Genomic DNA, 21,845 nt, shown 5'->3' on the forward strand with positions numbered 1-21,845 from the left:
CTCCGAGGGGTGGGTTGCTGTCAGTGCAGCGCACAACCGGTCCGCCGCGCCACTGGGCCGCGTGCGAGCCTGATCACACCGTCGCTCCGGTGACGCCCGGGTTACGGGTCAGTACATTGAGCTGCATCCCTCTCCCCGGGCCCTGCTGCCGTTCGACGCCCGCAGGACTCCCTGGCCAAGACGTGCGAAGGGGCTCGTTCCATGCCTACCGCTTCCACCGCTACTACCTCCGTCATCGTCGCGGGCGCCCGCACCCCGATGGGCCGCCTGCTCGGTTCGCTCAAGGGCTTCACCGGCGCCGAGCTGGGTGCCTTCGCCATCAAGTCCGCGCTGGAGCGGGCCGGGGTGACGGGCGACCAGGTGCAGTACGTGATCATGGGTCAGGTGCTGCAGGCCGGCGCCGGCCAGATCCCGGCCCGCCAGGCCGCCGTCAAGGCCGGCATCCCGATGAACGTCCCGGCGCTGACCATCAACAAGGTCTGCCTCTCCGGCCTGGACGCCATCGCGCTGGCCGACCAGCTGATCCGCGCGGGCGAGTTCGACATCGTGGTGGCGGGCGGCCAGGAGTCGATGACCAACGCCCCGCACCTGCTGCCCAAGTCCCGCGAGGGATACAAGTACGGCTCGATCGAGCTGCTCGACGCGATGGCCTACGACGGCCTGACCGACGCGTACGAGAACATCCCGATGGGCGAGTCCACCGAGAAGCACAACACCCGCCTCGGCATCACCCGCGAGGTGCAGGACCACCTGGCGGCCCTGTCGCACCAGCGGGCCGCCGCCGCCCAGAAGAACGGCGTCTTCGAGGCCGAGATCACCCCGGTGGAGATCCCGCAGCGCAAGGGCGACCCGGTGGTCTTCTCGCAGGACGAGGGCATCCGCGCCGAGACGACCACCGAGACGCTGGCCAAGCTGCGCCCGGCCTTCGACAAGGCGGGCACCATCACGGCCGGCACCTCCTCGCAGATCTCCGACGGCGCCGCCGCGGTGGTCGTGATGAGCAAGGCCAAGGCCGAGGAGCTGGGCCTGAGCTGGATCGCCGAGATCGGCGCGCACGGCAACGTCGCGGGCCCGGACAACTCGCTGCAGTCGCAGCCGTCCAACGCGATCAAGCACGCGCTCGGCAAGGAGGGCCTCGGTGTCGAGGACCTCGACCTGATCGAGATCAACGAGGCGTTCGCGGCGGTCGCCTACCAGTCGATGAAGGACCTCGGCGTCACCGAGGACAAGGTCAACGTCAACGGCGGCGCGATCGCGCTCGGCCACCCGATCGGGATGTCCGGCGCCCGCGTGGTGCTGCACCTGGCGCTGGAGCTGCAGCGCCGCGGCGGCGGCGTCGGCGCGGCGGCGCTGTGCGGCGGCGGCGGCCAGGGCGACGCCCTGATCGTCCGGGTGCCCAAGGCCTGACCCACGTAGTGCCGTAGTGCTCCGGCCGGTGCCTCGCACTCGAGGCACCGGCCCCTGACCGAGGAGACCCAAGCGCCATGATCGATGTGCCGACCCTGGTCGAGCAGGCCCGGGCGGGGCGCCCGCGCGCGGTGGCCCGGCTGATCTCGCTGGTCGAGAACGCCGCGCCGGAGCTGCGCGAGGTGATGGCCGCGCTCGCGCCGTACACCGGGCGGGCGTACACCGTGGGGCTCACCGGCTCACCGGGCGTCGGCAAGTCGACGTCCACCTCCGCGCTGGTCTCGGCCTACCGGCGGCTGGGCAAGCGGGTGGCGGTGCTGGCGGTCGACCCGTCCTCGCCGTTCTCCGGCGGCGCGCTGCTCGGCGACCGGGTGCGGATGCAGGACCACGCCACCGACCCGGACGTCTTCATCCGCTCGATGGCCACCCGCGGCCACCTGGGCGGGCTCTCCTGGGCCGCCCCGCAGGCGCTGCGGGTGCTGGACGCGGCGGGCTGCGACGTGATCCTGGTGGAGACCGTCGGGGTCGGCCAGTCCGAGGTCGAGGTCGCGGCGCAGGCGGACACCACGGTCGTGCTGCTGGCCCCCGGGATGGGCGACGGGATCCAGGCCGCGAAGGCCGGGATCCTGGAGATCGGCGACGTGTTCGTGGTCAACAAGGCCGACCGGGACGGTGCGGACGCCACCGCCCGCGAGCTGGGCCACATGCTCGGCCTCGGCGAGGCCCGCGAGCCGGGCGACTGGCGCCCGCCGATCCTCAAGACCGTCGCCGCCCGCGGCGAGGGCGTCGACGAGGTCGTCGAGGCCCTGGAGAAGCACCGTGCCTGGCTGGAGGCCGGCGGCCAGCTCACCGTCCGCCGCCGCCGCCGCGCCGCCGACGAGATCGAGGCCATCGCCCTGGCCGCCCTCCGCTCCCGGATCGGCAACCTGCACGGCGACCGCCACCTCGACGCCCTGGCCGAACGCGTCGCCGCCGGCCGCCTCGACCCCTACGGCGCAGCCGACGAACTCATCGCCAGCCTGACGGACTCCTAGCCCGTACTCCTGGCGCGTATGCCCTAGCCGCGGCCGCGCAGGGTGCGCAGGTGGTCGGCGATGGGGGCCAGGGCCTCGTACATGGCGTCCAGTTGGTCGCTGTCGAAGAGGTCGATGAAGTGCGCGCGGACGCTGCGGACGTGGTCCGGGGCGACCTTCTGCATGGTCTCCCAGCCCTGGTCGGTCAGGTGGGCGTAGAGGCCTCTGCGGTCGCCCGGACACTCCTGGCGGAGCACCAGGCCGGCGTTCTCCATCCGGGTGATCTGGTGCGAGAGACGGCTCTTGGACTGCAGGGTGGCGGTGGCCAGGTCGGTCATCCGCATCCGCCGCTTGGGGGCCTCGGAGAGGACGACCAGGATCTCGTAGTCGTTGTTGGCCAGGCCGTGCGGCTGGAGCTCGCGGCCGAGTTGGTACATCAGCAGCTGACTGACCTCCAGATGCGCACGCCACAGGCGCTGCTCCCGGGCGTTCAGCCAGGGGGTGTCGTCCGGAGCGGAGGTGGCCGGGGCGGCCTGGGCTTCGGTCGGCTCTGTGGCGTGCGTGTCCATACTGACCATGATACGCAATATTGTTCAATTTTCTACTACTTGCGCCCGCCGCAGGCCCGAACTGGCGCCCGGAACCACTCGAACGGGTGGCGGCTCAGCCGGGTGGTGGCTCAGCCGGTCTGCGCGGCCGTCGAGACCTCCAGGAACGAGGCGGAGTGCCGCTCGGCCTCGAAGGCGACGATGCCGCCGCGCAGGCCGAAGAGCCGCTTGGAGATCAGGATCCAGAGCACCGCGAGCACATTGAGGACCAGCGTGGCGATCTTGAACGCGCTGATCTTCTCGGTCAGCTCGTAGACCTCCAGCGGCAGGAACGCGGCGGTGGCGATCACCGTCAGGTACTCGGCCCAGCGCCGGCCCATCCACAGCCCGACGCCCTCGACCAGCTCGATCAGCGCGTAGGTCAGCAGCGCCGCCGCGACGATCACCAGGGTGCTGTGCTTGTAGTCGAAGGTCTTGCGGATGGTGTCCACCACGGGGGAGTGGTCGAGGTCGTAGTGGAAGTGGTCGGCGACCGGCTTGAAGGCCGTCAGGTCCTGGTCGAAGAGGTCGCGCACCGCGTTCTGGCTGTTGGAGAACTTCCACACCGCCCAGGCGGCCAGCACGATCAGCACACCGCGCAGCACCCGCTCGACGGCCAGGAAGCGCAGGATGAAGAGATCGCGCAGCGCCTTGCCGCGCGGCACCAGCGGGGCGTCGGCGGCCGGTCCGGAGCCGTGCGGCTCGCCGAGCGCGAAGTCGCCGCAGCGCAGGCAGCGCCAGGCGTCGCCGAGCGCGGTGCCGGCGTGCAGCCGGGTGCGCAGCTCCAGCTCGGTCGGCGCGTATGTGGTGTGCCCGCGCTTGGCGCAGGTCCGCCGGTCCCAGTCCCGCTTGAACATGGTGGTGCTCCCCCGTGGTCCGTTCTGGTCCGTTCCTCGCGCCATCCGTGATCGGGCGCGCGCAGAGCAGGATAGCGAGACGCCCGGGACGGCCGGTGTGACCGGTGCGGATGTGATCTCGGGCACGACGGGGGCCCCGGCGCACCGTTCGCGCGGGGGCCTGCCCATAATGGGCAGCGGTTTGTGCGCCCGTTCACAAGCTAACCCCGCGTCCTAACCCCGCGTCCGCCCGCCGCAGTGAGGTACCCCCGCCATGAAGAACAACGCCGCCCACCGTCTGCGTCTCGTCTCCGGCCCGGAGGGACTGTCCTTCCTCCTGCTGCTGGTCGGCATGGTGTTCAAGTACAACACCAGCTTCAACCCGGTCCCGGTGCTCGGCATGATCCACGGCATGCTCTTCCTCGCCTACGCCGCGTTCTGGGGCCTGGCCTGGCAGAAGCAGGGCTGGGACCTCAAGCGGGCGGCGCTGCTGCTGATCCTCTCGGTGCTCCCGACCGGCGGCTTCTTCGCCGAGCGGATGCTCGCCAAGGAGGAGCGCGCGGGCCTGCCCACCGCCGCGCCGGCCACCGCCGCCGCCTGAGCGGATCCCACCATGCGGGCCGTCCGGGAGCCACCGGCGGGCCCGCCGGTACGGTGAGGGCGTGGCCAAACCCCTCGCACTCGACTTCGACCCGATCGCCCGCGCCGACGAACTGTGGGCCCGCCGCTGGGGCGAGGTCCCGTCGATGGCGGCGATCACCTCGGTGATGCGCGCGCACCAGATCCTGCTCGGCCGGGTCGACGCGGTGGTCAAGCCGTACGGGCTGACCTTCGCGCGCTACGAGGCGCTGGTGCTGCTGACCTTCAGCCGGACCGGCGAGCTCTCGCTGTCGAAGATCGGCGAGCGGCTGATGGTGCACCCGACCAGCGTCACCAACACCGTGGACCGGCTGGTCAAGGCCGGCCTGGTCTCCCGGCGGCCCAACCCGGCGGACGGGCGGGGTGTGCTGGCGAAGATCACCGAGCAGGGTCGCACCGCGGTCGAGCAGGCCACCCGGGAGCTGATGGCCGTCGAATTCGGCCTGGAATCGTACGACGCGGACCAGTGCCGACAGGTGTTCGAGCTGCTCAGGCCGCTGCGGGTGACGGCCGGCGACTTCACCGAACCCCCGGCGGAGTGATCGTCGATACGGCGGTTACCCTCGGATGAGCTGCAATCCCCTGTCGAGTGCGAAGGCTGCCCACCCATGAAGTCCACCCCCCTGCTGGCCTGGTACCGGGCGCTGGCGATCGCGACCGGCTGCGCGCTGCTGATCTTCTGCGGCGTCATGATCGCGGTGTACGGCTTCGGCGCGCTCAAGCAGGAGTTGCCCGTTGTGGCGATGCTGCACGGCTACCTCTACCTCGCCTACTTCGTGGTGGCCTTCCTGCTCGGCCAGAAGCTCAAGTGGCCGATGGGCCGGCTGCTCTTCACGCTGGCCGCCGGCTGCATCCCGTTCGCGTCGTTCCTCGCCGAGCGCCGGGTGGTCCGCGACGCCACCGAGGCCGCCGCGCAGGCCACCGCGCAGCCGGTCAGCGCCTGACCTGCGGACACCTGCATGGAAGACCCCCTCCCACCGGAGGGGGTCTTTTTGGTTCCTGCCATCATCGACAAGTAGTAGGACGTCCGAGTAAATTTCAAGGACGTCCTTCCAACGAGCGGGAGTGGGTCGCACATGGACGCCGAAGAGATCGAGCGGGGCCGGCAGCGCTGGCAGCAGCGGTACGACAAGGCCCGCAAGCGTGACGCGGACTTCACCACGCTCTCCGGCGACGACGTGGAGCCCGTCTACGGCCCGCCGGCCGGGCAGCCGTACGAGGGCTTCGAGCGGATCGGCTGGCCGGGGGAGTACCCGTACACCCGCGGCCTGCACGCCACCGGCTACCGCGGCCGGACCTGGACGATCCGCCAGTTCGCCGGCTTCGGCAACGCCCAGCAGACCAACGAGCGCTACAAGATGATCCTGGAGGCCGGCGGCGGCGGGCTCTCGGTCGCCTTCGACATGCCGACCCTGATGGGCTACGACTCCGACGACGCCAAGTCGCTCGGCGAGGTCGGCCACTGCGGGGTGGCGATCGACTCGGCCGCCGACATGGAGGTGCTGTTCGACAGCATCCCGCTGGGCGACGTCACCACCTCGATGACGATCAGCGGCCCGGCCGTCCCGGTCTTCTGCATGTACCTGGTGGCGGCCGAGCGGCAGGGCGTCGACCCGTCCGTGCTCAACGGGACGCTGCAGACGGACATCTTCAAGGAGTACATCGCCCAGAAGGAGTGGCTCTTCGCCCCGGAGCCGCACCTGCGGCTGATCGGCGACCTGATGGAGTACTGCTCCGAGGGCATCCCGGCCTACAAGCCGCTCTCGGTCTCCGGCTACCACATCCGCGAGGCCGGCACCACGGCCGCCCAGGAGCTCGCCTACACGCTGGCGGACGGCTTCGGCTACGTCGAGCTCGGCCTCTCCCGCGGCCTGGACGTGGACGTCTTCGCGCCCGGCCTGTCGTTCTTCTTCGACGCCCACCTCGACTTCTTCGAGGAGATCGCCAAGTTCCGCGCCGCCCGCCGGATCTGGGCCCGCTGGATGCGCGACACCTACGGCGCCAAGACCGACAAGGCGCAGTGGCTGCGCTTCCACACCCAGACGGCCGGCGTCTCGCTGACCGCCCAGCAGCCGTACAACAACGTGGTGCGCACCGCCGTCGAGGCCCTCTCGGCCATCCTCGGCGGCACCAACTCGCTGCACACCAACGCCCTGGACGAGACCCTGGCGCTGCCCTCCGAGCTGGCCGCCGAGATCGCCCTGCGCACCCAGCAGGTGCTGATGGAGGAGACCGGGGTGGCCAACGTGGCCGACCCACTGGGCGGTTCCTGGTACGTCGAGGCGCTGACCGACCGGATCGAGGCGCAGGCGGAGGAGATCTTCGCGCGGATCCTGGCCAAGGGCGCCAAGGCCGGCAACGACTCGGCGGGCCACGCGATCGGCCCGATGACGGCAGGCATCCTGCGCGGCATCGAGGAGGGCTGGTTCATGAGCGAGACCGCCGAGGCGGCCTTCGCGTACCAGCAGGCGCTGGAGAAGGGCGAGAAGCGGGTGGTCGGCGTCAACTGCCACCCCAAGTCGGTCACCCCGCCGCTGGAGATCCTGCGGGTCAGCCACGAGGTCGAGCGCGAGCAGGTCCGGGTGCTGGCCGAGCGCAAGGCCGCCCGCGACGACGCGGCCGTCCGGGTCGGCCTGGACGCCATGCTGGCCGCCGCCCGCGAGGGCCGCAACATGATCCCCCCGATGCTCCAGGCCGTCCGGGCCGAGGCCACCCTGGGCGAGATCTGCAACACCCTGCGCGCCGAGTGGGGCATCTACCGCGAACCCGCGGGCTTCTGATCCCCCGGTAGCCCCGGTAGGCCCCGGAAAGTCGGCAGAACCGACTTTCCGGGGCCTACTGCTGTTCGGCGCTCAGGCCCGGGAGGGGGCTGAGGAGGAGGGTGGTGAAGCGGCGGATCCACACGGGGGTGACGGGTTCTCCGCTGACCAGCATGCGGTGTTCGACGGTGCCGGCGATGGTGTCGAAGATGATGTCGATCTCCTCGGCCGCCGCGGCCTCGTCGAGGTCCGGGTCGAGTTCGCCGCGGGCCTGGGCGTTGGCGCGGCCCCGGCGGACCAGGCGCTTCTGCGGGTCGACGATGGTCTCCCGGATCCGCTTGCGCAGCTGGGGGTCGCGGGTGGCCTCGGCGAAGAGCGCTAGCAGGGCGGCCTGGGTCTCGGGGCGGGAGAGCAGCGCGGCGAACTGGGCGACGACGTCCTCGATGTCCGCCCGCAGGCTGCCCAGGTCGGTCACCTCCAGCTCCTCCAGCTGGGTGGCCACGGCGTCCATCACCAGCTCGTTCTTGGACGGCCAGCGGCGGTAGAGGGTGGTCTTGGCGACGCCGGCCCGCAGCGCGACCTGGCCCATGCTGAGCCCGCCCCAGCCGACTTCGGCCAGGGCTTCGCGGGTGGCGTCGAGGATCGCGCGGTCGGCGGCGGCGCTGCGCGGGCGGCCCTTCGCGCGGTGCGGTGCGGGTGGAGGGGTGGCCACCAGGGCTCCTTGCGATCTGTACTGATGAGTAGCTTGGGTGGGGGAGGTAACCGTATCGGCAGTTCGGCGGTGGGGAAAGGAACGGGCGGAAAGTGGGGGACGTCACGTCCCGATGGGGCAATGCGGGCTTGCGGCGAGGGGGCGGTCGCCAGATACGCTACGACTCGTAGCGAATAGAGCGGCAACCACGTGCCGGCCCTGTGGGAGGGGCGACGGCGCGGGGCGCGGGTGGGGATCCGCGTCGCAGCACAGCGGCTACCAGGGGAGACGGGCTCCCGTCGGGGTGGTGTCAGGTCCAGGCGATCCAGCCTGGGACGGACTTTCCCGGCGGATGGCGCCCGGCATTCGCGCGGACGGGGGAGGATAGTGCCATGCAGCCACGGAACACGCATCTGAACAGCGCCGCCCTGCGCGGTGCGGTCGACCTCGCCGCGGTGAAGGCGGCCGGGGAGGCCGCGCAGAAGGCCGAGCAGGCCCGCGCCGAGCGCGCCCGGCAGGCGGCCGCCGCCGAGGCGTCCGGGATCGAGACCCCCGGCCCGGCCTACCCGCTCGTCATCGACGTCACCGAGGCGACCTTCGAGGACGAGGTGCTCCAGCGGTCCACCGAGGTCCCGGTGGTCGTCGACTTCTGGGCCGAGTGGTGCGGCCCCTGCAAGCAGCTCAGCCCGATCCTGGAGCGCCTGGCCGAGGAGTACGCCGGCCGGATCGTGCTCGCCAAGATCGACGTGGACTCCAACCAGCTGATCGCCGAGCAGTTCGGCATCCAGGGCATCCCGGCCGTGATGGCCGTGGTGGCCGGCCAGCTGGTGCCGCTCTTCCAGGGCGCCGAGAACGAGGCCAACGTCCGCAAGATCATCGACCAGCTGATCGCGGTGGCCGAGCAGCGCTTCGGCATCGTCGGCGGCAGCGGGGTCGCGGCCGAGGGCGCGCCCGCCGCGTCCCGCCCGGAGGACCCGGCGCTGTCCGCCGCGCACGACGCGCTGGACCGCGGCGACCTGGCCGGCGCCGTGCAGGCCTACCAGAACGTGCTGTCCGACCAGCCCGGCAATGTCGAGGCCCAGCTCGGGCTGGCCCAGGCGCAGTTGCTGCGCCGGGTCGAGGCGCTGGACCCGCAGGCCGTCCGGGCAGCGGCGGCGGCCGACCCGAAGGACGTCCCGGCCCAGCTGGACGCGGCCGATCTGGACCTGGTGGGTGGTCATGTCGAGGACGCCTTCGGGCGCCTGGTGCAGACCGTGGGCCGGGTCTTCGGCGCCGACCGGGACACCGCGCGGCTGCGCCTGCTGGAGCTGTTCGAGGTGATCGGCCCGGACGACCCGAGGGTGACGGCGGCCCGTACCGCGCTGGCCCGGGTGCTCTTCTGAGGCGTTTTCATGGCACGGCAGGTGACCTGCGGTGTCGTCGGTGATTTGACGACATTCCGGTACGCAGGGCAGAGGTTTATCAAATCTTGACAACGCCGTAGGGCGGTCACCTCAGGTGACCGCCCGCGGGTGTTTCCGCCGTGTTTCCCCGGGATTTCGCCGATGCCAACTCCGCAGCTCATCACTCTGCGTCGATGTCATGGTCATCTCATGATCCATCACCCCGACTGTTGGATTACCCGTCAGTAATGGACCTCTTGTGCTTCCGGCGGGATTCCAGCACGATCGGCCACGCCTGGTCCCTCACTTCACTCCCCGGCAGCCTGTCGGACATGTGCGGTACGGGATCCCCACCGGGTAATCGCCGGCATCGTCCGGTGGTTGGGAGAACAGGGGGGTATCCGCGGCCCACAGCGGATCCTGTGCTCTCTCCGGTCGCGCACCCCGCGCGGCCGTTGGTTGTCGCTCGGGGGTGATCGCCGGTCGTTCGGCTCTGCCCGCGATGGCGCTCTCCGTTACCGAGGACGTAGTCCGTCTCCCATCCCAGGACGGGACCCGCGCTCAGCGCGCCGGGCCCGGCCGGAGATGTACGTCCGAGAAGGAGGACACATGTCCCAGGTTTTTGGCAAGACCCGCTGGAAGCGCTTCGCCCTGGTGATGGTTCCCAGCATCGCCGCGACCGCCGCGATCGGCATCAGCCTCGCGGACAGCGCGCTCGCCGCGTCGTTCAGTGTCTCCGGGCAGAGCTTCAAGGTCACCACCTCTGACCTCAAGGGCAGCAACTTCGCCCAGTTCGGCTCGGTCGACGTCGAGACCAACGGCACCCCGCACGTGGTCGCCGTCTCCGCCTTCGACCAGGCCACCATCCAGAACCTCTGCCAGTCCGTGGTCACCGACCTCGGCCCGCTCGGCAAGTGGACCCTGGTGCTGAACGCCGGCAACGACGCCGCCAAGCCGGTCCAGGCGAGCAACCTGCTCATCGACCTGAACCAGCTGAACGCCGACGCGACGTTCACCAACATCAACATCGGCCAGGACGCCTCCACCCTCGGTGGCACCGCCACCGCGGGCTGGAAGGACAAGATGGGCCACGGCCTGCCCACCGGCGCGCAGGGCTTCGCCCAGTCCGCCGAGAAGGCCGAGCTCAGCAACGTCCAGCAGACCGCCTACGCCACCTCGGCGGGCACCTTCGTGCTCAACGGCCTGAAGCTGAACATCAAGCAGGGCTCCGGCGCGGGCGTCGAGTGCTACTGATCCGTCGCTGACGGTCCACCAGGCCGGTGTCCGGCCCGGTGGCACCGTGGGGACGGCCCGCGCCGGTGAGAGCCGGCGCGGCGGTCGGGGGGCGGCGCGTACGAGCCGCCCCCTGCCGCACACCCAAGACTTCATCCCTCGGACACACCATCGAGGAGTTCCATCGTGACCAGCGCAACTGCCCAAGCTTGGCCCGATGCCGAGGGCGGCTTCACCCGACTGCGGCTGAGGTTCCGGGCCTGGCGCCGCACCCGGCCGTTCTGGGGCGGCCTCCTGGCCATGATCGCCGGGCTCCCGATCCTGTACTTCCCTTACGCGCACCTGACCCTCGGCGGCCTGACGGTCGCGATGTCGACGACCGCGGGCGCGGGCTCGCTGATCATCGGCCTGCTGATGATGGTGCTCGGTGTCAGCGCGTGGTTCCAGCCGCTGGTCCGGGTGTTCTGCGGCGTGGGTGTCACCATCCTGTCGCTGATCTCCATCCCGGTCTCCAACCTGGGCGGCTTCCTGATGGGGCTGATCCTGGGGCTGGTCGCGGGTGGACTGCTGTGCTCCTGGGCGCCGCTGAAGGAGCAGCCGGTCGGCCCGGCGGCCGAGGCGGCCGCGCTGCAACCGGCTGGTGCCGGTGGGCAGTTCGCGGCCTTCGAGGGTGAGCAGGGCGGGCCGGGCGGGCCGGGCGAGCAGCCGCAGGCCCTCGGCTACCAGGTGGTGCCGTACCAGCCGGACGCCCCCGAGGCTGAGTCCGTGACAGCCCAGACCGCTGCTTCCGAGAGCGGGACCGAGGTCGACCCGACCACGCAGCAGGGGGAGCTCCGGTGACCGGCGGGGACGAGCAGCCGACCGCGGGTCTGCCCGCCCAGCGGCGTGCGAGCGGCCCCCGGCACGCGGCCCCGCGGACGAGCGGACGCGGCCGGGCCCGTCTGCTCGCGCTCGCCGCCGTCCCGACCGCGCTGCTGATGGGCAGCACCGTCGTCCCGAACCTCGCCGCGGCCGCCACCACGTCCGGCGCCGGCAGCTGCGCGAGCGCTCCGGACACCGCGACCACGATCACCCCGGTGCCCAAGAGCAAGCTGACGCCCGTCCCCGACCCGACCAAGGCCTCCCCCACCGGGACCGGCGGCTCGGTGGTCAGCGCCGCCTTCGTCACCCCCAAGCTCGCCCCCGAGCCCACCCCCGCGCTCGCTCCGGGCGCCACCGCCGCGCAGAAGACCGCGGCGGCCACCCAGGTCGTCCAGGCCGGCGCCGTGCAGAGCACCAGCGGCCAGGACATCCTCGGCGGCATCATCAACGGCATCCTCGGGATCTTCGACCCGGGCCACCAGAACGGCCAGAACCCCCCGCCGGCCCCGACGCCCCCGAGCCCTCCGCAGACCTCGCAGGCCCCGCGGACCACCAACGCGCCGACCGCGACCGCGGACCCGAAGCCGGCGACCGCCCCGACGAGCGCCCCCACGCCGGCGGCCCCCGCCGCTCCGGCGGCCGGCAGCCCGAGCGCGGGCCCGACCACGGCGCCGACCAGCTCGGCCCCGGCCACCCCGCCTGCCGCGAACTCCGCGAGCAGCGCCCCGGCCGCGCCGCCGAGCGGCAGCTCGCTGCCGACCGGTACCGCCGCTCCGGCGGCCGCCGCCAAGGAGCTGGCCGCCGGTAACGCCGCCCCGCTCTGCGCGGTGGACACCCGGCAGGTGGCCGCGGCCGCCGTGCAGTCCGGCCAGGTCGTCCCGGACCAGAACTGGACCCTGAACACCAGCCGGCTCTCGCTCTACGGCGCCGTCTTCGGCGGGGTCTACGAGGTGCACAGCCCGACCGGCACCAAGCGGGTACTGAAGTTCACGGTCAGCTCGGTCGACATCGACAATCTCGACATGTCGACGATCGAGAACACCGCGATCAACGGCCACGCCGAGACCTTCCACGTCAAGGGCGCCCCGGGCAGCACCTCGACGATGCGTCAGGGTCCGATCGACATGTACGTGGAGAGCCTGAGCGGCGACCTCGCCTCGCTCTACGGGATCCCGCTGCCGGACCTCGGGGCGATCACCATCACCCCCGACACGCTGCCCCAGTGGCTGTTCAACCTGATCGGCGCCGTTCCGATCCCGATCGACATGGCGCTGACCAAGGTGACGGCGATCCAGGCCGGCCAGTTCGGCGGCACGCTGCACATCCCCGGCATGCACATGTACAACGACAACACCCCGTACCCCAACTGATCGTCCGCCGGACGCGCGAGAGGGCCCCCACGCATCGTGGGGGCCCTCTCGCATGATGAGGGTCAGAGACCCGCGCGCTGTCCCAGGTGGTGCACCTGGACCATGTTGGTGTTGCCGGGGATGCCGGGAGGCGAGCCGGCGGTGACGATGACGGTGTCGCCCTCGTTCAGCTGCTTGAGGGCCAGCAGCTCCTGGTCGACCTGGAGCACCATCGCGTCGGTCGAGCCGACCTGCTCGGTCACGTACGCCTCGACGCCCCAGCTCAGCGCGAGCTGGTTGCGGGTCGCGGTGTCCGGGGTGAACGCGATCACCGGGATCGGCGAGCGGTAGCGCGAGAGCCGGCGGGCGGTGTCACCGGACTTGGTGAAGGCCACCAGCGCCTCGGCGTTCAGGAAGTCGCCCAGCTCGCACGCGGCGCGCGCGATCGAACCGCCCTGGGTGCGCGGCTTGCGGCCCGGGTTGAGCGGCTGCAGGCCCTGGCTGATGAGCTCCTCCTCGGCCGTCTCGCAGATCCGGCTCATGGTCTTGACGGTCTCCACCGGGTACTTGCCGACGCTGGACTCGGCGGAGAGCATCACCGCGTCGGCGCCGTCCAGGATGGCGTTGGCGACGTCCGAGGCCTCGGCGCGGGTGGGCCGCGAGGCGTGGATCATCGACTCCATCATCTGGGTGGCGACGATGACCGGCTTGGCGTTGCGCCGAGCCAGCGTGATGAGCTTCTTCTGCACCAGCGGCACCCGCTCCAGCGGGTACTCGACGGCGAGGTCGCCGCGGGCCACCATGATGGCGTCGAAGGCGAGGACGATCTCCTCCATCGCCTCCACGGCCTGCGGCTTCTCGATCTTGGCGATGACCGGGACGCGGATGCCGACCTCGTCCATCACCTTGTGCACGTCGTCGATGTCCTCGGCGTTGCGCACGAAGGAGAGCGCGACCATGTCGACGCCCAGACGCAGCGCGAAGCGCAGGTCGTCCTTGTCCTTCTCGGAGAGCGCGGGCACGTTGACCGCGGCGCCCGGCAGGTTGATGCCCTTGTTGTTGGAGAGCACGCCGCCCTCCACGACCACGGTCTTCACCCGCGGGCCGTCGACGCTGACGACCTCCAGGGCGATGACGCCGTCGTTGATCAGGACCGGGTCGCCGGGCTTCACGTCGCCGGGCAGGCCCTTGTAGGTGGTGCCGCAGATGTGCTGGTCACCAGGGACGTCGTCGGTGGTGATGGTGAACGTGTCGCCGTTGTCAACGGTCACCGGGCCGTTGGCGAAGGTCGCCAGACGGATCTTGGGGCCCTGCAGGTCGGCCAGCACACCGATGGTGCGGCCGGTGTCCTCGGAGACCTGGCGGACCTTGCGGTACCGCTCCTCGTGCTCCGCGTGGGAGCCGTGGCTCATGTTGAGTCGGGCGACGTTCATGCCCGCTTCGACGATGGCCTTCAGCTGTTCGTAGGAGTCCGTCGCAGGACCCAGGGTGCAGACAATTTTCGCTCGGCGCATATCGATGATCCTATCCGTACGAGTTATTCCCGGGGATTGGGACGAACCTCCGATAACCGGGCACTACCGGGCGTGTACCAGGGCGAAGGCCTGTTGGGCGATCTCCAGTTCCTCGTCGGTGGGGACCACCGCGACCGCTACTCGCGAGTAGGCGGGCGAGATCACCCGGGCCTCGTCGGAATGGACGGAGTTCAGCTCGGGATCCACCGCGATGCCGAGGTCGGCCAGGCCGTCGGTGGCGGCCTGCCGGACCTGCGCGGCGTTCTCGCCGACGCCGGCGGTGAAGGCGATCGCGTCCACCCGCCCGAGCACCGCGTAGTACCCGCCGATGTACTTGCGCAGCCGGTGGATGTAAGCGCGGAACGCGAGCTCGGCGTCGGCGTCCCCCTCGTCGGCGCGGCGCAGCACCTCGCGCATGTCGTTGTCGCCGCACAGGCCCTGCAGGCCGCTCTGACGGTTCAGCAGATCGTCGATCTCGTCCACCGAGAGGCCGCCGACCCGGTGCAGGTGGAAGATCACGCCCGGGTCGACGTCGCCCGAGCGGGTGCCCATCACCAGGCCCTCCAGCGGGGTGAGGCCCATCGAGGTCTCCACGCAGACGCCGCCGGACACCGCCGAGGCCGAGGCGCCGTTGCCCAGGTGCAGCACGATCACATTGACCTCGGCCGGCGCCTTGCCGAGCAGCCGCGCGGTGGCCCGCGAGACGTACTGGTGCGAGGTGCCGTGGAAGCCGTAGCGGCGCACCCGGTGCTCGTCGGCGGTCTTCCTGTCGATCGCGTAGCGGGCCGCGTACTCGGGGATCGTGGTGTGGAAGGCGGTGTCGAAGACCGCGACCTGCGGCAGGTCGGGGCGCAGCGCCCGGGCCACCTCGATGCCGACGATGTTGGCCGGGTTGTGCAGCGGCGCCACCGGGACCAGTCGGCGGATCTCGGCGAGCACCTCCTCGGTGACCACGGTCGGCGCGGTGAAGCGGCGGCCGCCGTGCACCACCCGGTGGCCGATCGCGGCCAGCTCCGGGGAGTCCAGGTCCAGGCCGTCCGCGGCCAGCTCCTCGGCCATCGCCTTGAGCGCGCTGGAGTGGTCCGGGAAGGCCTGCTGCGACACGCGCCGCGGGCCGCCGTGCGGGGTGTGCACCAGGCGGGCCCCGCTCGCGCCGATCCGCTCCGCCAGGCCGGTCGCCAGCCGCCGGCCGTCCAGCATGTCGATCAGCTGGTACTTCACCGACGAGGAGCCGGAGTTGAGGACCAGGATCCGGGTCGCCTCGCTCAACGGACGTCCTCCTTGGACGGCTGCGACTGGATGGCGGTGATCGCCACGGTGTTCACGATGTCCTGCACCAGCGCGCCGCGCGACAGGTCGTTGACCGGTTTGCGCAGCCCCTGCAGGACCGGGCCGACCGCCACCGCGCCGGCCGAGCGCTGGACGGCCTTGTAGGTGTTGTTGCCGGTGTTCAGGTCGGGGAAGATCAGCACGGTCGCCCGCCCGGCCACCGCCGAGCCCGGCAGCTTGGTGGCGGCCACCCGGGCGTCCACCGCCGCGTCGTACTGGATCGGGCCGTCCACCAGCAGGTCGGGGCGCAGCGCGCGGACCAGCTCGGTGGCCTTGCGGACCTTGTCGACGTCAGCGCCCGAGCCGGAGGTGCCGGTGGAGTAGGAGAGCATCGCGATCCGCGGCTCGACGCCGAACTGCGCGGCCGTCTCGGCGGACTGGATCGCGATGTCGGCCAGCTGCTGGGCGTCCGGGTCGGGGTTGACCGCGCAGTCGCCGTAGACCAGCACCTTGTCCGCCAGGCACATGAAGAAGACCGAGGAGACGATCGCGGCGCCCGGGGAGGTCTTGATCACCTCGAAGGCCGGGCGGATGGTGGCCGCGGTGGAGTGCACGGCGCCCGACACCATGCCGTCGGCGATGCCCTCCTGGACCATCAGGGTGCCGAAGTAGCTGACGTCGGTGACCACGTCCAGGGCCAGTTCGACGGTCATCCCCTTGTGCGCGCGCAGCTCGGAGTAGAGCTCGGCGAACCGCTGGCGCAGCGGGCTGGTGGCCGGGTCGACGATGCGTACCCTGGCCCGGTCGAGGGCGTCCTCCTGGGGCAGCGTGATGCCCAGGCTCGCGGCCTTGCGGCGCACGGTGTCCTCCTCGCCGAGCAGCGTGAGGTCGCAGATGTTGCGGCGCAGCAGCACCTCGGCCGCCCGCAGCACCCGCTCCTCGCCGCCCTCCGGCAGCACCACATGCTGCCTCCGCGCGCGGGCCCGCTCCAGGAGCTCGTGCTCGAACATCATCGGGGTCACCCGCTCGGACCGGCTCAGCTCGATCCGGCTGGTCAACTCGGCGGTGTCGACGTGCAGTTCGAACAGGCCGAGGGCGATCTCGGCCTTCCGCGGGGTGGTCGCGCCGAGCTTGCCCTCCAGGTGGGTCAGCGTGGCGGCGGTCGGCCAGCTGCCCTCCGGGACGACGGCCACCGGGGTGCCGGGCGCCAGTCGGGCGGCCAGCGCCATGACCTCCGGGCCCGGGTGCTGACCGAGCGTCAGCAGGACGCCGGAGATCGGCGGCGCGCCCGCCGAGTGGGCGGCCAGCGAGCCGATCAGCAGGTCCGCCCGGTCCCCGGGGGTGACCACCAGCGCGCCCTCGGTCAGCGCGGTCAGGAAGGTCGGCAGCATCGCGCCGCCGAAGACGAAGCTGCGGACGTCCCGGGCCAGCCCGGCCGCGTCGCCCAGCAGCACCTCGGCGCCGGTCGCCTCGACCAGCTGCGCGACGGTCGGCGCGGCGAGCGCGGGCTCCTCGGGCAGCACATAGGCGGGGATCGGCAGCTTGTCGGTGAGCGCGCGCAGCACCTGCTGCTTGGCGCCGGGCGCGACCCGGTTGGCCACCATCGCCAGCGCCGAGCAGCCGAGGTCGCTGTAGGCGCGGTGGGCGTTGCGCACCTCGGCGACCACGGCGAGCGGGTCCTGGTCGTGGCCGCCGACCACCGGCAGCACCCAGGCGCCGAACTCGTTGGCGAGGCGGGCGTTGAAGGCGAGTTCGTCGGGGATGTTGGTGTCCGCGAAGTCGGTGCCGAGCACCAGCACCGCCTGGCAGGAGCGTTCCACCGCGCGGAACCGGTCGACCAGCGTGCCGACCAGCTCGTCCTGCCCCTGCGCGGCCTGCAGCGCCGCGGCCTCCTCGTAGGTGAGGCCGTAGAGCTGGTCGGCCGCCAGGTCGAGCCGGTAGCGGGTGCGCAGCAGCTCGACCACGTGGTCGGTGCCCGGCTCGCCCGGCGCCGCGGCGTGCACCAGCGGCCGGAACACCCCGACCCGGTCCACCTGGCGGGTGAGCAGTTCCATGACCCCGAGCTCCACCGCCTGCCGGCCGTCGCCGCGATCGATCCCGGTCACGTACACGCTGCGCGCCACGCCAGTCTCTCCGTTCGGTCGGTCTTGATCCGACCATACCTTCGCACCTCGAACACCCGGACGCATGCGGGTGCGGCCCTGTGGCGTCAGGCCGGTCGCAGCCAGATGGTGGCCAGCGGAGGCAGGATCAGTTCGGCGCTGCGCGGCTGCCCGTTCCACTCGACGAGCTCGGCCTTGACGGGGTGGGAGTTGCCGACGCCGCTGCCGCCGTAGGCCTCGGCGTCGGTGTTCAGCACCTCGGTCCAGAGCTGGTCGGCGCCGCCCAGCGGGGGCAGGCCGACCCGGTAGCCGTGCCGCACCACCGGGGAGAAGTTGCAGACGGCCACCAGCGGCGAGCCGTCGGCGGCGTAGCGGACGAAGGAGAGCAGGTTGTCGTCGGCCGCTCCGCCGTCCAGCCAGCGGAAGCCGTCGGGGGTGGTGTCCTGCTCCCAGAGCGCGGGGCTTGCCAGGTAGACCCGGTTGAGCTCGCCGACCAGCTGCTGCGCGCCGCGGTGGTCGGCGGCGGCCGGCCAGCCCTCGTCGAGCACCCACCACTGCGGGCCGCTCTCGTGGTCCCACTCCGCGCCCTGGGCGAACTCCTGTCCCATGAACAGCAGTTGCTTGCCCGGGTGGGCCCACATAAAGCCCAGGTAGGCGCGCTGGTTGGCGCGCTGCTGCCACCAGTCGCCGGGCATCTTGGAGACCAGTGACTGCTTGCCGTGCACCACCTCGTCGTGCGAGATCGGCAGCACGTAGTTCTCCGAGAAGGCGTAGACCATCGAGAAGGTGATCTCGTTGTGGTGGAACTTGCGGTGCACCGGTTCCTTGGAGATGTAGACCAGCGAGTCGTGCATCCAGCCCATGTTCCACTTCAGGCCGAAGCCCAGGCCGCCGCTGCTGGTGGGGCGGGTGACGCCGTCCCAGGCGGTGGACTCCTCGGCGATGGTGACCACGCCGGGGCAGCGGCGGTAGACGGTGGCGTTCATCTCCTGCAGGAACGAGGCGGCGTCCAGGTTCTCCCGGCCGCCGAACTGGTTCGGCGTCCAGGCGCCGCCCTCGCGGGAGTAGTCGAGGTAGAGCATCGAGGCGACCGCGTCCACCCGCAGGCCGTCGATGTGGAACTCCTCGCACCAGTAGACCGCGTTGGCGACCAGGAAGTTGCGGACCTCGGTGCGGCCGTAGTCGAACTCCAGGGTGCCCCAGTCGGGGTGCTCGGCGCGCAGCGGGTCGGCCGGCTCGTAGAGCGGCTCGCCGTCGAAGCGGGCGAGCGCGAAGTCGTCCTTGGGGAAGTGCGCGGGCACCCAGTCGACGATCACCCCGATACCGGCCCGGTGCAGGGCGTCCACCAGGTACTTGAAGTCGTCGGGAGAGCCGAGCCGGGCGGTGGGGGCGTAGAAGCCGGAGACCTGGTAGCCCCAGGAGCCGCCGAAGGGGTGTTCCATCACCGGCATGAACTCCACGTGGGTGAAGTTCAACGACCGCAGGTAGCCGGGCAGTTGCTCGGCCAGCTCGCGGTAGCCGAGACCCGGGCGCCAGGAGGCGAGGTGCAGCTCGTAGACCGACACCGGCGAGCGGTGGTGGTGCACCCGCGAGCGCTTGTCCAGCCAGTCGGCGTCCCCCCACTGGTAGCTGGAGGTGTGGACGACCGAGGCGGTCTCCGGCGGGCACTGGGCGGCGCGCGCCATCGGGTCGGCCTTCTGCAGCAACCGGCCGTCCCGGGTGCGCAGTTCGTACTTGTACACGGCCCCCTCGAGCACCCCGGGGGCGAACAGCTCCCAGACGCCCGAGGACCCCAGCGAGCGCATCGGGTAGCCGGTGCCGTCCCAGTGGTTGAAGTCGCCGACCAGGCGCACCCCGACCGCGTTCGGAGCCCAGACCGAGAACGCGGTGCCGGTGACCCCCTCGACGGTGCGCACATGCGAACCGAGCACCTGCCAGAGCTGCTCGTGCCGGCCCTCGCGGATCAGGTGCAGGTCCAACTCGCCCAGCGTGGGCGGCATCCGGTAGCCGTCCTCCTGCAGCAGCGGCTCGCAGCCGGGGTAGCTGACCCGCAGCTGGTAGGCCGGGATCGCCGAGCCGGGCAGCAGCCCGGTGAAGAGGCCGGCCTGCTGGTGGCTCAACTCGGCCGGTCCGTACGCCGTTTCGATGGTGACCCGGTCGGCCAGCGGGCGCAGCACCCGGATCGCGGTGCCGCCGGTGACGGGGTGCGCGCCGAGCAGGGCGTGCGGGTCGTGGTGCGCGCCGCCGACCAGCCGGTCGATCTCGGCGGGCGGCAGCGGGGCCTCGGCCAGCCGCAGCGCGCGCGGGGCGGCCTCCGGCGCCGGAGCGACCGGGGCCGGGACGGCTGCGGCTGCTGGAGAGGTGGTCGGTCGGGGCCCCTGCGCGCGCGGCCGCAGACCGCCCTGCGGGAGGAAGGTGGCGGGCACGGTCGGGTTGGTGCGGTCGAGCGGGGCCACGGCAGGGTCCTCCAGGCAGGGTGCAGGCGTTCGAGCGGTGCGGGGTCCAGCGGTTGGGTCGGGGACGGGGCTCAGGGGGCGGTGGCCAGCCGGTGGATCGCGGTGAGCGGGATCGGCAGCCAACCCGGCCGGTGCCGCGCCTCGTAGACCACCTCGTAGACCGCCTTGTCGATCTCCAGTGCGCGCAGCAGCTCGGGCGAGCCAGCCGGGTCGGTGCCCCCGGCCGCGGTGTAGCCGGCGCAGTACGCCGTCCGGTTGCGGGCCGCCCAACTCGCTGCCAGGTGCGCGAGTTCGGGGTCCGGTTCGGCGCCGGCCAGCAGGTGCGCCGCCGCGTAGTCGAAGGACCGCAGCATCGCCGCGACATCGCGCAGCGCGGGCTGCGGCAGCCGCCGTTCGGCCACCGACTTGGCCGGCTCGCCCTCGAAGTCCAGCAGCACCCAGCCGTGCGGGGTGCGCATCGCCTGGCCCAGGTGCAGGTCGCCGTGGATCCGCTGGACGGTCAGCCCGGTCAGGTGGTCGGCCGTCAGCTGCCGGAACGCGGTGTGCAGCGCGGGCCGGTAGCGGCGCAGCGCCGGGACGGCCGCCGCCGCCACGTCCAGCCGCTCGGCCATCGCGGTGGCCAGCCGGCCGGTCTCCTCGCGGTCCAGCCTGGCCACCGGCAGCGCGCGGGCCAGCACCCGGTGCACCTCGGCGGTGGCCCGCCCCAGCCGGTGCGCCTCGACCGCGAAGTTGCCCGGGCTCGGGTCGCCCTTGAGCCGGGCCACCTGGTCCAGCGCCAGCTCCCAGCCGTCCTCCGCGTCCGGCAGGAACCGCTGCAGCAGGCCCAGCGTGGCCGGCTCGGTGGCCTCCATCCGGCTCTCGAACCAGGCCGCCACCCGGGGGATCCGGGTGCTGCCGGCCCGCGAGAGGGCGAGCGAGAGCTCCAGGTCAGGGTTGGTGCCGGGGCTGATCCGGCGGAACAGCTTGAGGATGAAGGAGGTGCCGAAGATGACCGAGGTGTTGCTCTGCTCGGCCGTCCCGGCGCGGCCCGGCAGGTCGCTGGGCAGGCCGGGGCCGGGGGTACGGCGGAACGCCAGCGGGCCGAAGCGGTCGGCGGTGGCCAGATGGCCGAGCAGCCGTCCGGTCAGCTCCGGGTCGTGCACGGCGTCGTAGAGCGCGGCGCCGTCGTACGGTCCGTGCGTGAGGCCGCCGAGCAGCGCCTCCGGGCCAAGCCCGGCCGGTGCCTCGGCGCGCAGGCCGAGCAGTAGCTGGTAGATGTCCGAGCCGCTGCCGTGCTCGACGCGCAGCAGCAGGTGCACCATCGCCGGGTCGCCGGTCAGCAGGGGCGTGGCGGAGAGCGGGCGCAGCCCGGTGATCGCCTGCCCCTTCCCCGCGTACCAGCGCTGGCTCGGCAGCCAGTCGGCGATCAACGGCAGGGCGGCTTGGACCAGTTCTCCGACCGCGAGCGAACTGCTGCTGCGCGGTCTGCCGCCGTAGGTGCCAGGGGCATAGGCCCCCGCACCGCGGGCCGCGGCACCGTGCGGCCCGCCCGGACCGCGTGGCGCGGAACCCGCGTCGCGGTGGACGTGGGCTTGAGAACGGGAGATCTCCGACATGGCTCCCTTTCCCCGGAAGCGGGCTGGCGACCCGACGGGTCTGGCCGGGCCCGCCAGTCTTCCGGATTTCGGCGGCGCTGCTGCGGCGGCACGCGAGACGGACTCGGGTGTCACGCCTGAGGGTGGGTACTCGTTGGGCTGTTCTCCGTACC

The 21,845-nt window shown here is 71.8% G+C and carries 18 protein-coding genes; 10 read left to right on the forward strand and 8 right to left on the reverse strand.

The features are described from left to right. The first annotated feature begins 201 nt into the window (after window positions 1-201). Both P3T34_RS25435 and meaB read left to right on the forward strand, forming a co-directional pair. Window positions 202-1,407, forward strand: coding sequence for an acetyl-CoA C-acetyltransferase (locus P3T34_RS25435; RefSeq protein WP_280668359.1), 1,206 nt, complete (start codon window positions 202-204; stop codon window positions 1,405-1,407). 77 nt (window positions 1,408-1,484) lie between these two features. Beyond that, on the forward strand, window positions 1,485-2,441 hold the full coding sequence (meaB, locus tag P3T34_RS25440) for a methylmalonyl Co-A mutase-associated GTPase MeaB (protein ID WP_280668360.1): 957 nt from the start codon (window positions 1,485-1,487) through the stop codon (window positions 2,439-2,441). 23 nt (window positions 2,442-2,464) lie between these two features. Here the strand turns inward: meaB and P3T34_RS25445 are convergent, their stop codons facing one another. Both P3T34_RS25445 and P3T34_RS25450 read right to left on the reverse strand, forming a co-directional pair. After that, on the reverse strand, window positions 2,465-2,989 hold the full coding sequence (locus P3T34_RS25445; RefSeq protein WP_280668361.1) for a MarR family transcriptional regulator: 525 nt from the start codon (window positions 2,987-2,989) through the stop codon (window positions 2,465-2,467). 110 nt (window positions 2,990-3,099) lie between these two features. Continuing rightward, complete coding sequence (locus tag P3T34_RS25450; RefSeq protein WP_280668362.1) at window positions 3,100-3,864, reverse strand: DUF2127 domain-containing protein; 765 nt, start codon at window positions 3,862-3,864, stop codon at window positions 3,100-3,102. Between the two features lie 253 nt (window positions 3,865-4,117). Here P3T34_RS25450 and P3T34_RS25455 point away from each other — a divergent pair, with 253 nt between their 5' ends. The 4 genes from P3T34_RS25455 (at window position 4,118) to P3T34_RS25470 (ending at window position 7,262) form a co-directional block, all read left to right on the forward strand. After that, entirely contained in the window at window positions 4,118-4,444 is a 327-nt protein-coding gene (locus P3T34_RS25455) for a DUF3817 domain-containing protein (protein ID WP_280668363.1), read from the forward strand. A gap of 61 nt (window positions 4,445-4,505) precedes the next feature. After that, entirely contained in the window at window positions 4,506-5,024 is a 519-nt protein-coding gene (locus P3T34_RS25460) for a MarR family transcriptional regulator (protein ID WP_280668364.1), read from the forward strand. Between the two features lie 66 nt (window positions 5,025-5,090). Then, window positions 5,091-5,426, forward strand: coding sequence for a DUF3817 domain-containing protein (locus tag P3T34_RS25465; RefSeq protein ID WP_280668365.1), 336 nt, complete (start codon window positions 5,091-5,093; stop codon window positions 5,424-5,426). Between the two features lie 132 nt (window positions 5,427-5,558). After that, window positions 5,559-7,262: a methylmalonyl-CoA mutase family protein gene (locus tag P3T34_RS25470; RefSeq protein ID WP_280668366.1), complete on the forward strand. Its 1,704-nt coding sequence runs from the start codon at window positions 5,559-5,561 to the stop codon at window positions 7,260-7,262. Window positions 7,263-7,317: 55 nt separating this feature from the next. Here the strand turns inward: P3T34_RS25470 and P3T34_RS25475 are convergent, their stop codons facing one another. Continuing rightward, window positions 7,318-7,953, reverse strand: coding sequence for a TetR/AcrR family transcriptional regulator (locus P3T34_RS25475; RefSeq protein ID WP_280668367.1), 636 nt, complete (start codon window positions 7,951-7,953; stop codon window positions 7,318-7,320). A 371-nt stretch (window positions 7,954-8,324) separates the two neighbouring features. Between P3T34_RS25475 and trxA the strand changes: the two genes are divergently transcribed. The 4 genes from trxA to P3T34_RS25495 all read left to right on the forward strand — a co-directional run bounded on the left by trxA (window position 8,325) and on the right by P3T34_RS25495 (window position 12,778). Then, window positions 8,325-9,314: a thioredoxin gene (trxA, locus tag P3T34_RS25480; RefSeq protein ID WP_280668368.1), complete on the forward strand. Its 990-nt coding sequence runs from the start codon at window positions 8,325-8,327 to the stop codon at window positions 9,312-9,314. Window positions 9,315-9,923: 609 nt separating this feature from the next. Further along, the gene (locus tag P3T34_RS25485) at window positions 9,924-10,568 is read left to right on the forward strand and encodes a DUF6230 family protein (RefSeq protein ID WP_280668369.1); all 645 of its coding nucleotides are present in this window, start codon (window positions 9,924-9,926) and stop codon (window positions 10,566-10,568) included. A gap of 165 nt (window positions 10,569-10,733) precedes the next feature. Continuing rightward, window positions 10,734-11,387, forward strand: a complete 654-nt coding sequence (locus P3T34_RS25490; RefSeq protein WP_280668370.1) for a DUF6114 domain-containing protein — start codon at window positions 10,734-10,736, stop codon at window positions 11,385-11,387. Continuing rightward, window positions 11,384-12,778 carry a hypothetical protein gene (locus P3T34_RS25495; protein ID WP_280668371.1) on the forward strand — a complete coding sequence of 465 codons (1,395 nt, stop codon included), beginning with the start codon at window positions 11,384-11,386 and terminating at the stop codon, window positions 12,776-12,778. The genes P3T34_RS25490 and P3T34_RS25495 overlap by 4 nt, the downstream gene beginning before the upstream one ends. A 62-nt stretch (window positions 12,779-12,840) precedes the next feature. Here P3T34_RS25495 and pyk read toward each other — a convergent pair whose 3' ends face one another. From pyk to P3T34_RS25520, 5 genes are all read right to left on the reverse strand, one after another. Then, complete coding sequence (pyk, locus tag P3T34_RS25500; protein WP_280668372.1) at window positions 12,841-14,271, reverse strand: pyruvate kinase; 1,431 nt, start codon at window positions 14,269-14,271, stop codon at window positions 12,841-12,843. A gap of 63 nt (window positions 14,272-14,334) precedes the next feature. After that, window positions 14,335-15,540 (reverse strand): acetate kinase, encoded by a 1,206-nt coding sequence (locus P3T34_RS25505; RefSeq protein ID WP_280668373.1) that lies wholly within the window; start codon window positions 15,538-15,540, stop codon window positions 14,335-14,337. Then, the gene (pta, locus tag P3T34_RS25510) at window positions 15,537-17,663 is read right to left on the reverse strand and encodes a phosphate acetyltransferase (RefSeq protein ID WP_280668374.1); all 2,127 of its coding nucleotides are present in this window, start codon (window positions 17,661-17,663) and stop codon (window positions 15,537-15,539) included. Before pta ends, P3T34_RS25505 begins: the two co-directional genes overlap by 4 nt. 86 nt (window positions 17,664-17,749) lie before the next feature. Continuing rightward, window positions 17,750-20,221 (reverse strand): 1,4-alpha-glucan branching enzyme, encoded by a 2,472-nt coding sequence (gene glgB, locus P3T34_RS25515; protein ID WP_280668375.1) that lies wholly within the window; start codon window positions 20,219-20,221, stop codon window positions 17,750-17,752. Next, on the reverse strand, window positions 20,170-21,693 hold the full coding sequence (locus tag P3T34_RS25520) for a maltokinase (protein WP_280668376.1): 1,524 nt from the start codon (window positions 21,691-21,693) through the stop codon (window positions 20,170-20,172). The genes glgB and P3T34_RS25520 overlap by 52 nt, the downstream gene beginning before the upstream one ends. Window positions 21,694-21,845: the final 152 nt, after the last annotated feature.

This window comes from Kitasatospora sp. MAP12-44 (assembly GCF_029892095.1).
Lineage (GTDB): Bacteria > Actinomycetota > Actinomycetes > Streptomycetales > Streptomycetaceae > Kitasatospora.

Excerpts from the sequence above, each read along its gene's own strand:
- P3T34_RS25470 (WP_280668366.1), top strand. The coding sequence starts at position 5,559 with ATGGACGCCGAAGAGATCGAGCGGGGCCGGCAGCGCTGGCAGCAGCGG.
- P3T34_RS25455 (WP_280668363.1), top strand. The coding sequence starts at position 4,118 with ATGAAGAACAACGCCGCCCACCGTCTGCGTCTCGTCTCCGGCCCGGAG.
- P3T34_RS25520 (WP_280668376.1), bottom strand. The coding sequence starts at position 21,693 with ATGTCGGAGATCTCCCGTTCTCAAGCCCACGTCCACCGCGACGCGGGT.
- P3T34_RS25450 (WP_280668362.1), bottom strand. The coding sequence starts at position 3,864 with ATGTTCAAGCGGGACTGGGACCGGCGGACCTGCGCCAAGCGCGGGCAC.
- P3T34_RS25445 (WP_280668361.1), bottom strand. The coding sequence starts at position 2,989 with ATGGACACGCACGCCACAGAGCCGACCGAAGCCCAGGCCGCCCCGGCC.
- pyk (WP_280668372.1), bottom strand. The coding sequence starts at position 14,271 with ATGCGCCGAGCGAAAATTGTCTGCACCCTGGGTCCTGCGACGGACTCC.
- P3T34_RS25465 (WP_280668365.1), top strand. The coding sequence starts at position 5,091 with ATGAAGTCCACCCCCCTGCTGGCCTGGTACCGGGCGCTGGCGATCGCG.
- trxA (WP_280668368.1), top strand. The coding sequence starts at position 8,325 with ATGCAGCCACGGAACACGCATCTGAACAGCGCCGCCCTGCGCGGTGCG.
- P3T34_RS25435 (WP_280668359.1), top strand. The coding sequence starts at position 202 with ATGCCTACCGCTTCCACCGCTACTACCTCCGTCATCGTCGCGGGCGCC.
- meaB (WP_280668360.1), top strand. The coding sequence starts at position 1,485 with ATGATCGATGTGCCGACCCTGGTCGAGCAGGCCCGGGCGGGGCGCCCG.
- P3T34_RS25485 (WP_280668369.1), top strand. The coding sequence starts at position 9,924 with ATGTCCCAGGTTTTTGGCAAGACCCGCTGGAAGCGCTTCGCCCTGGTG.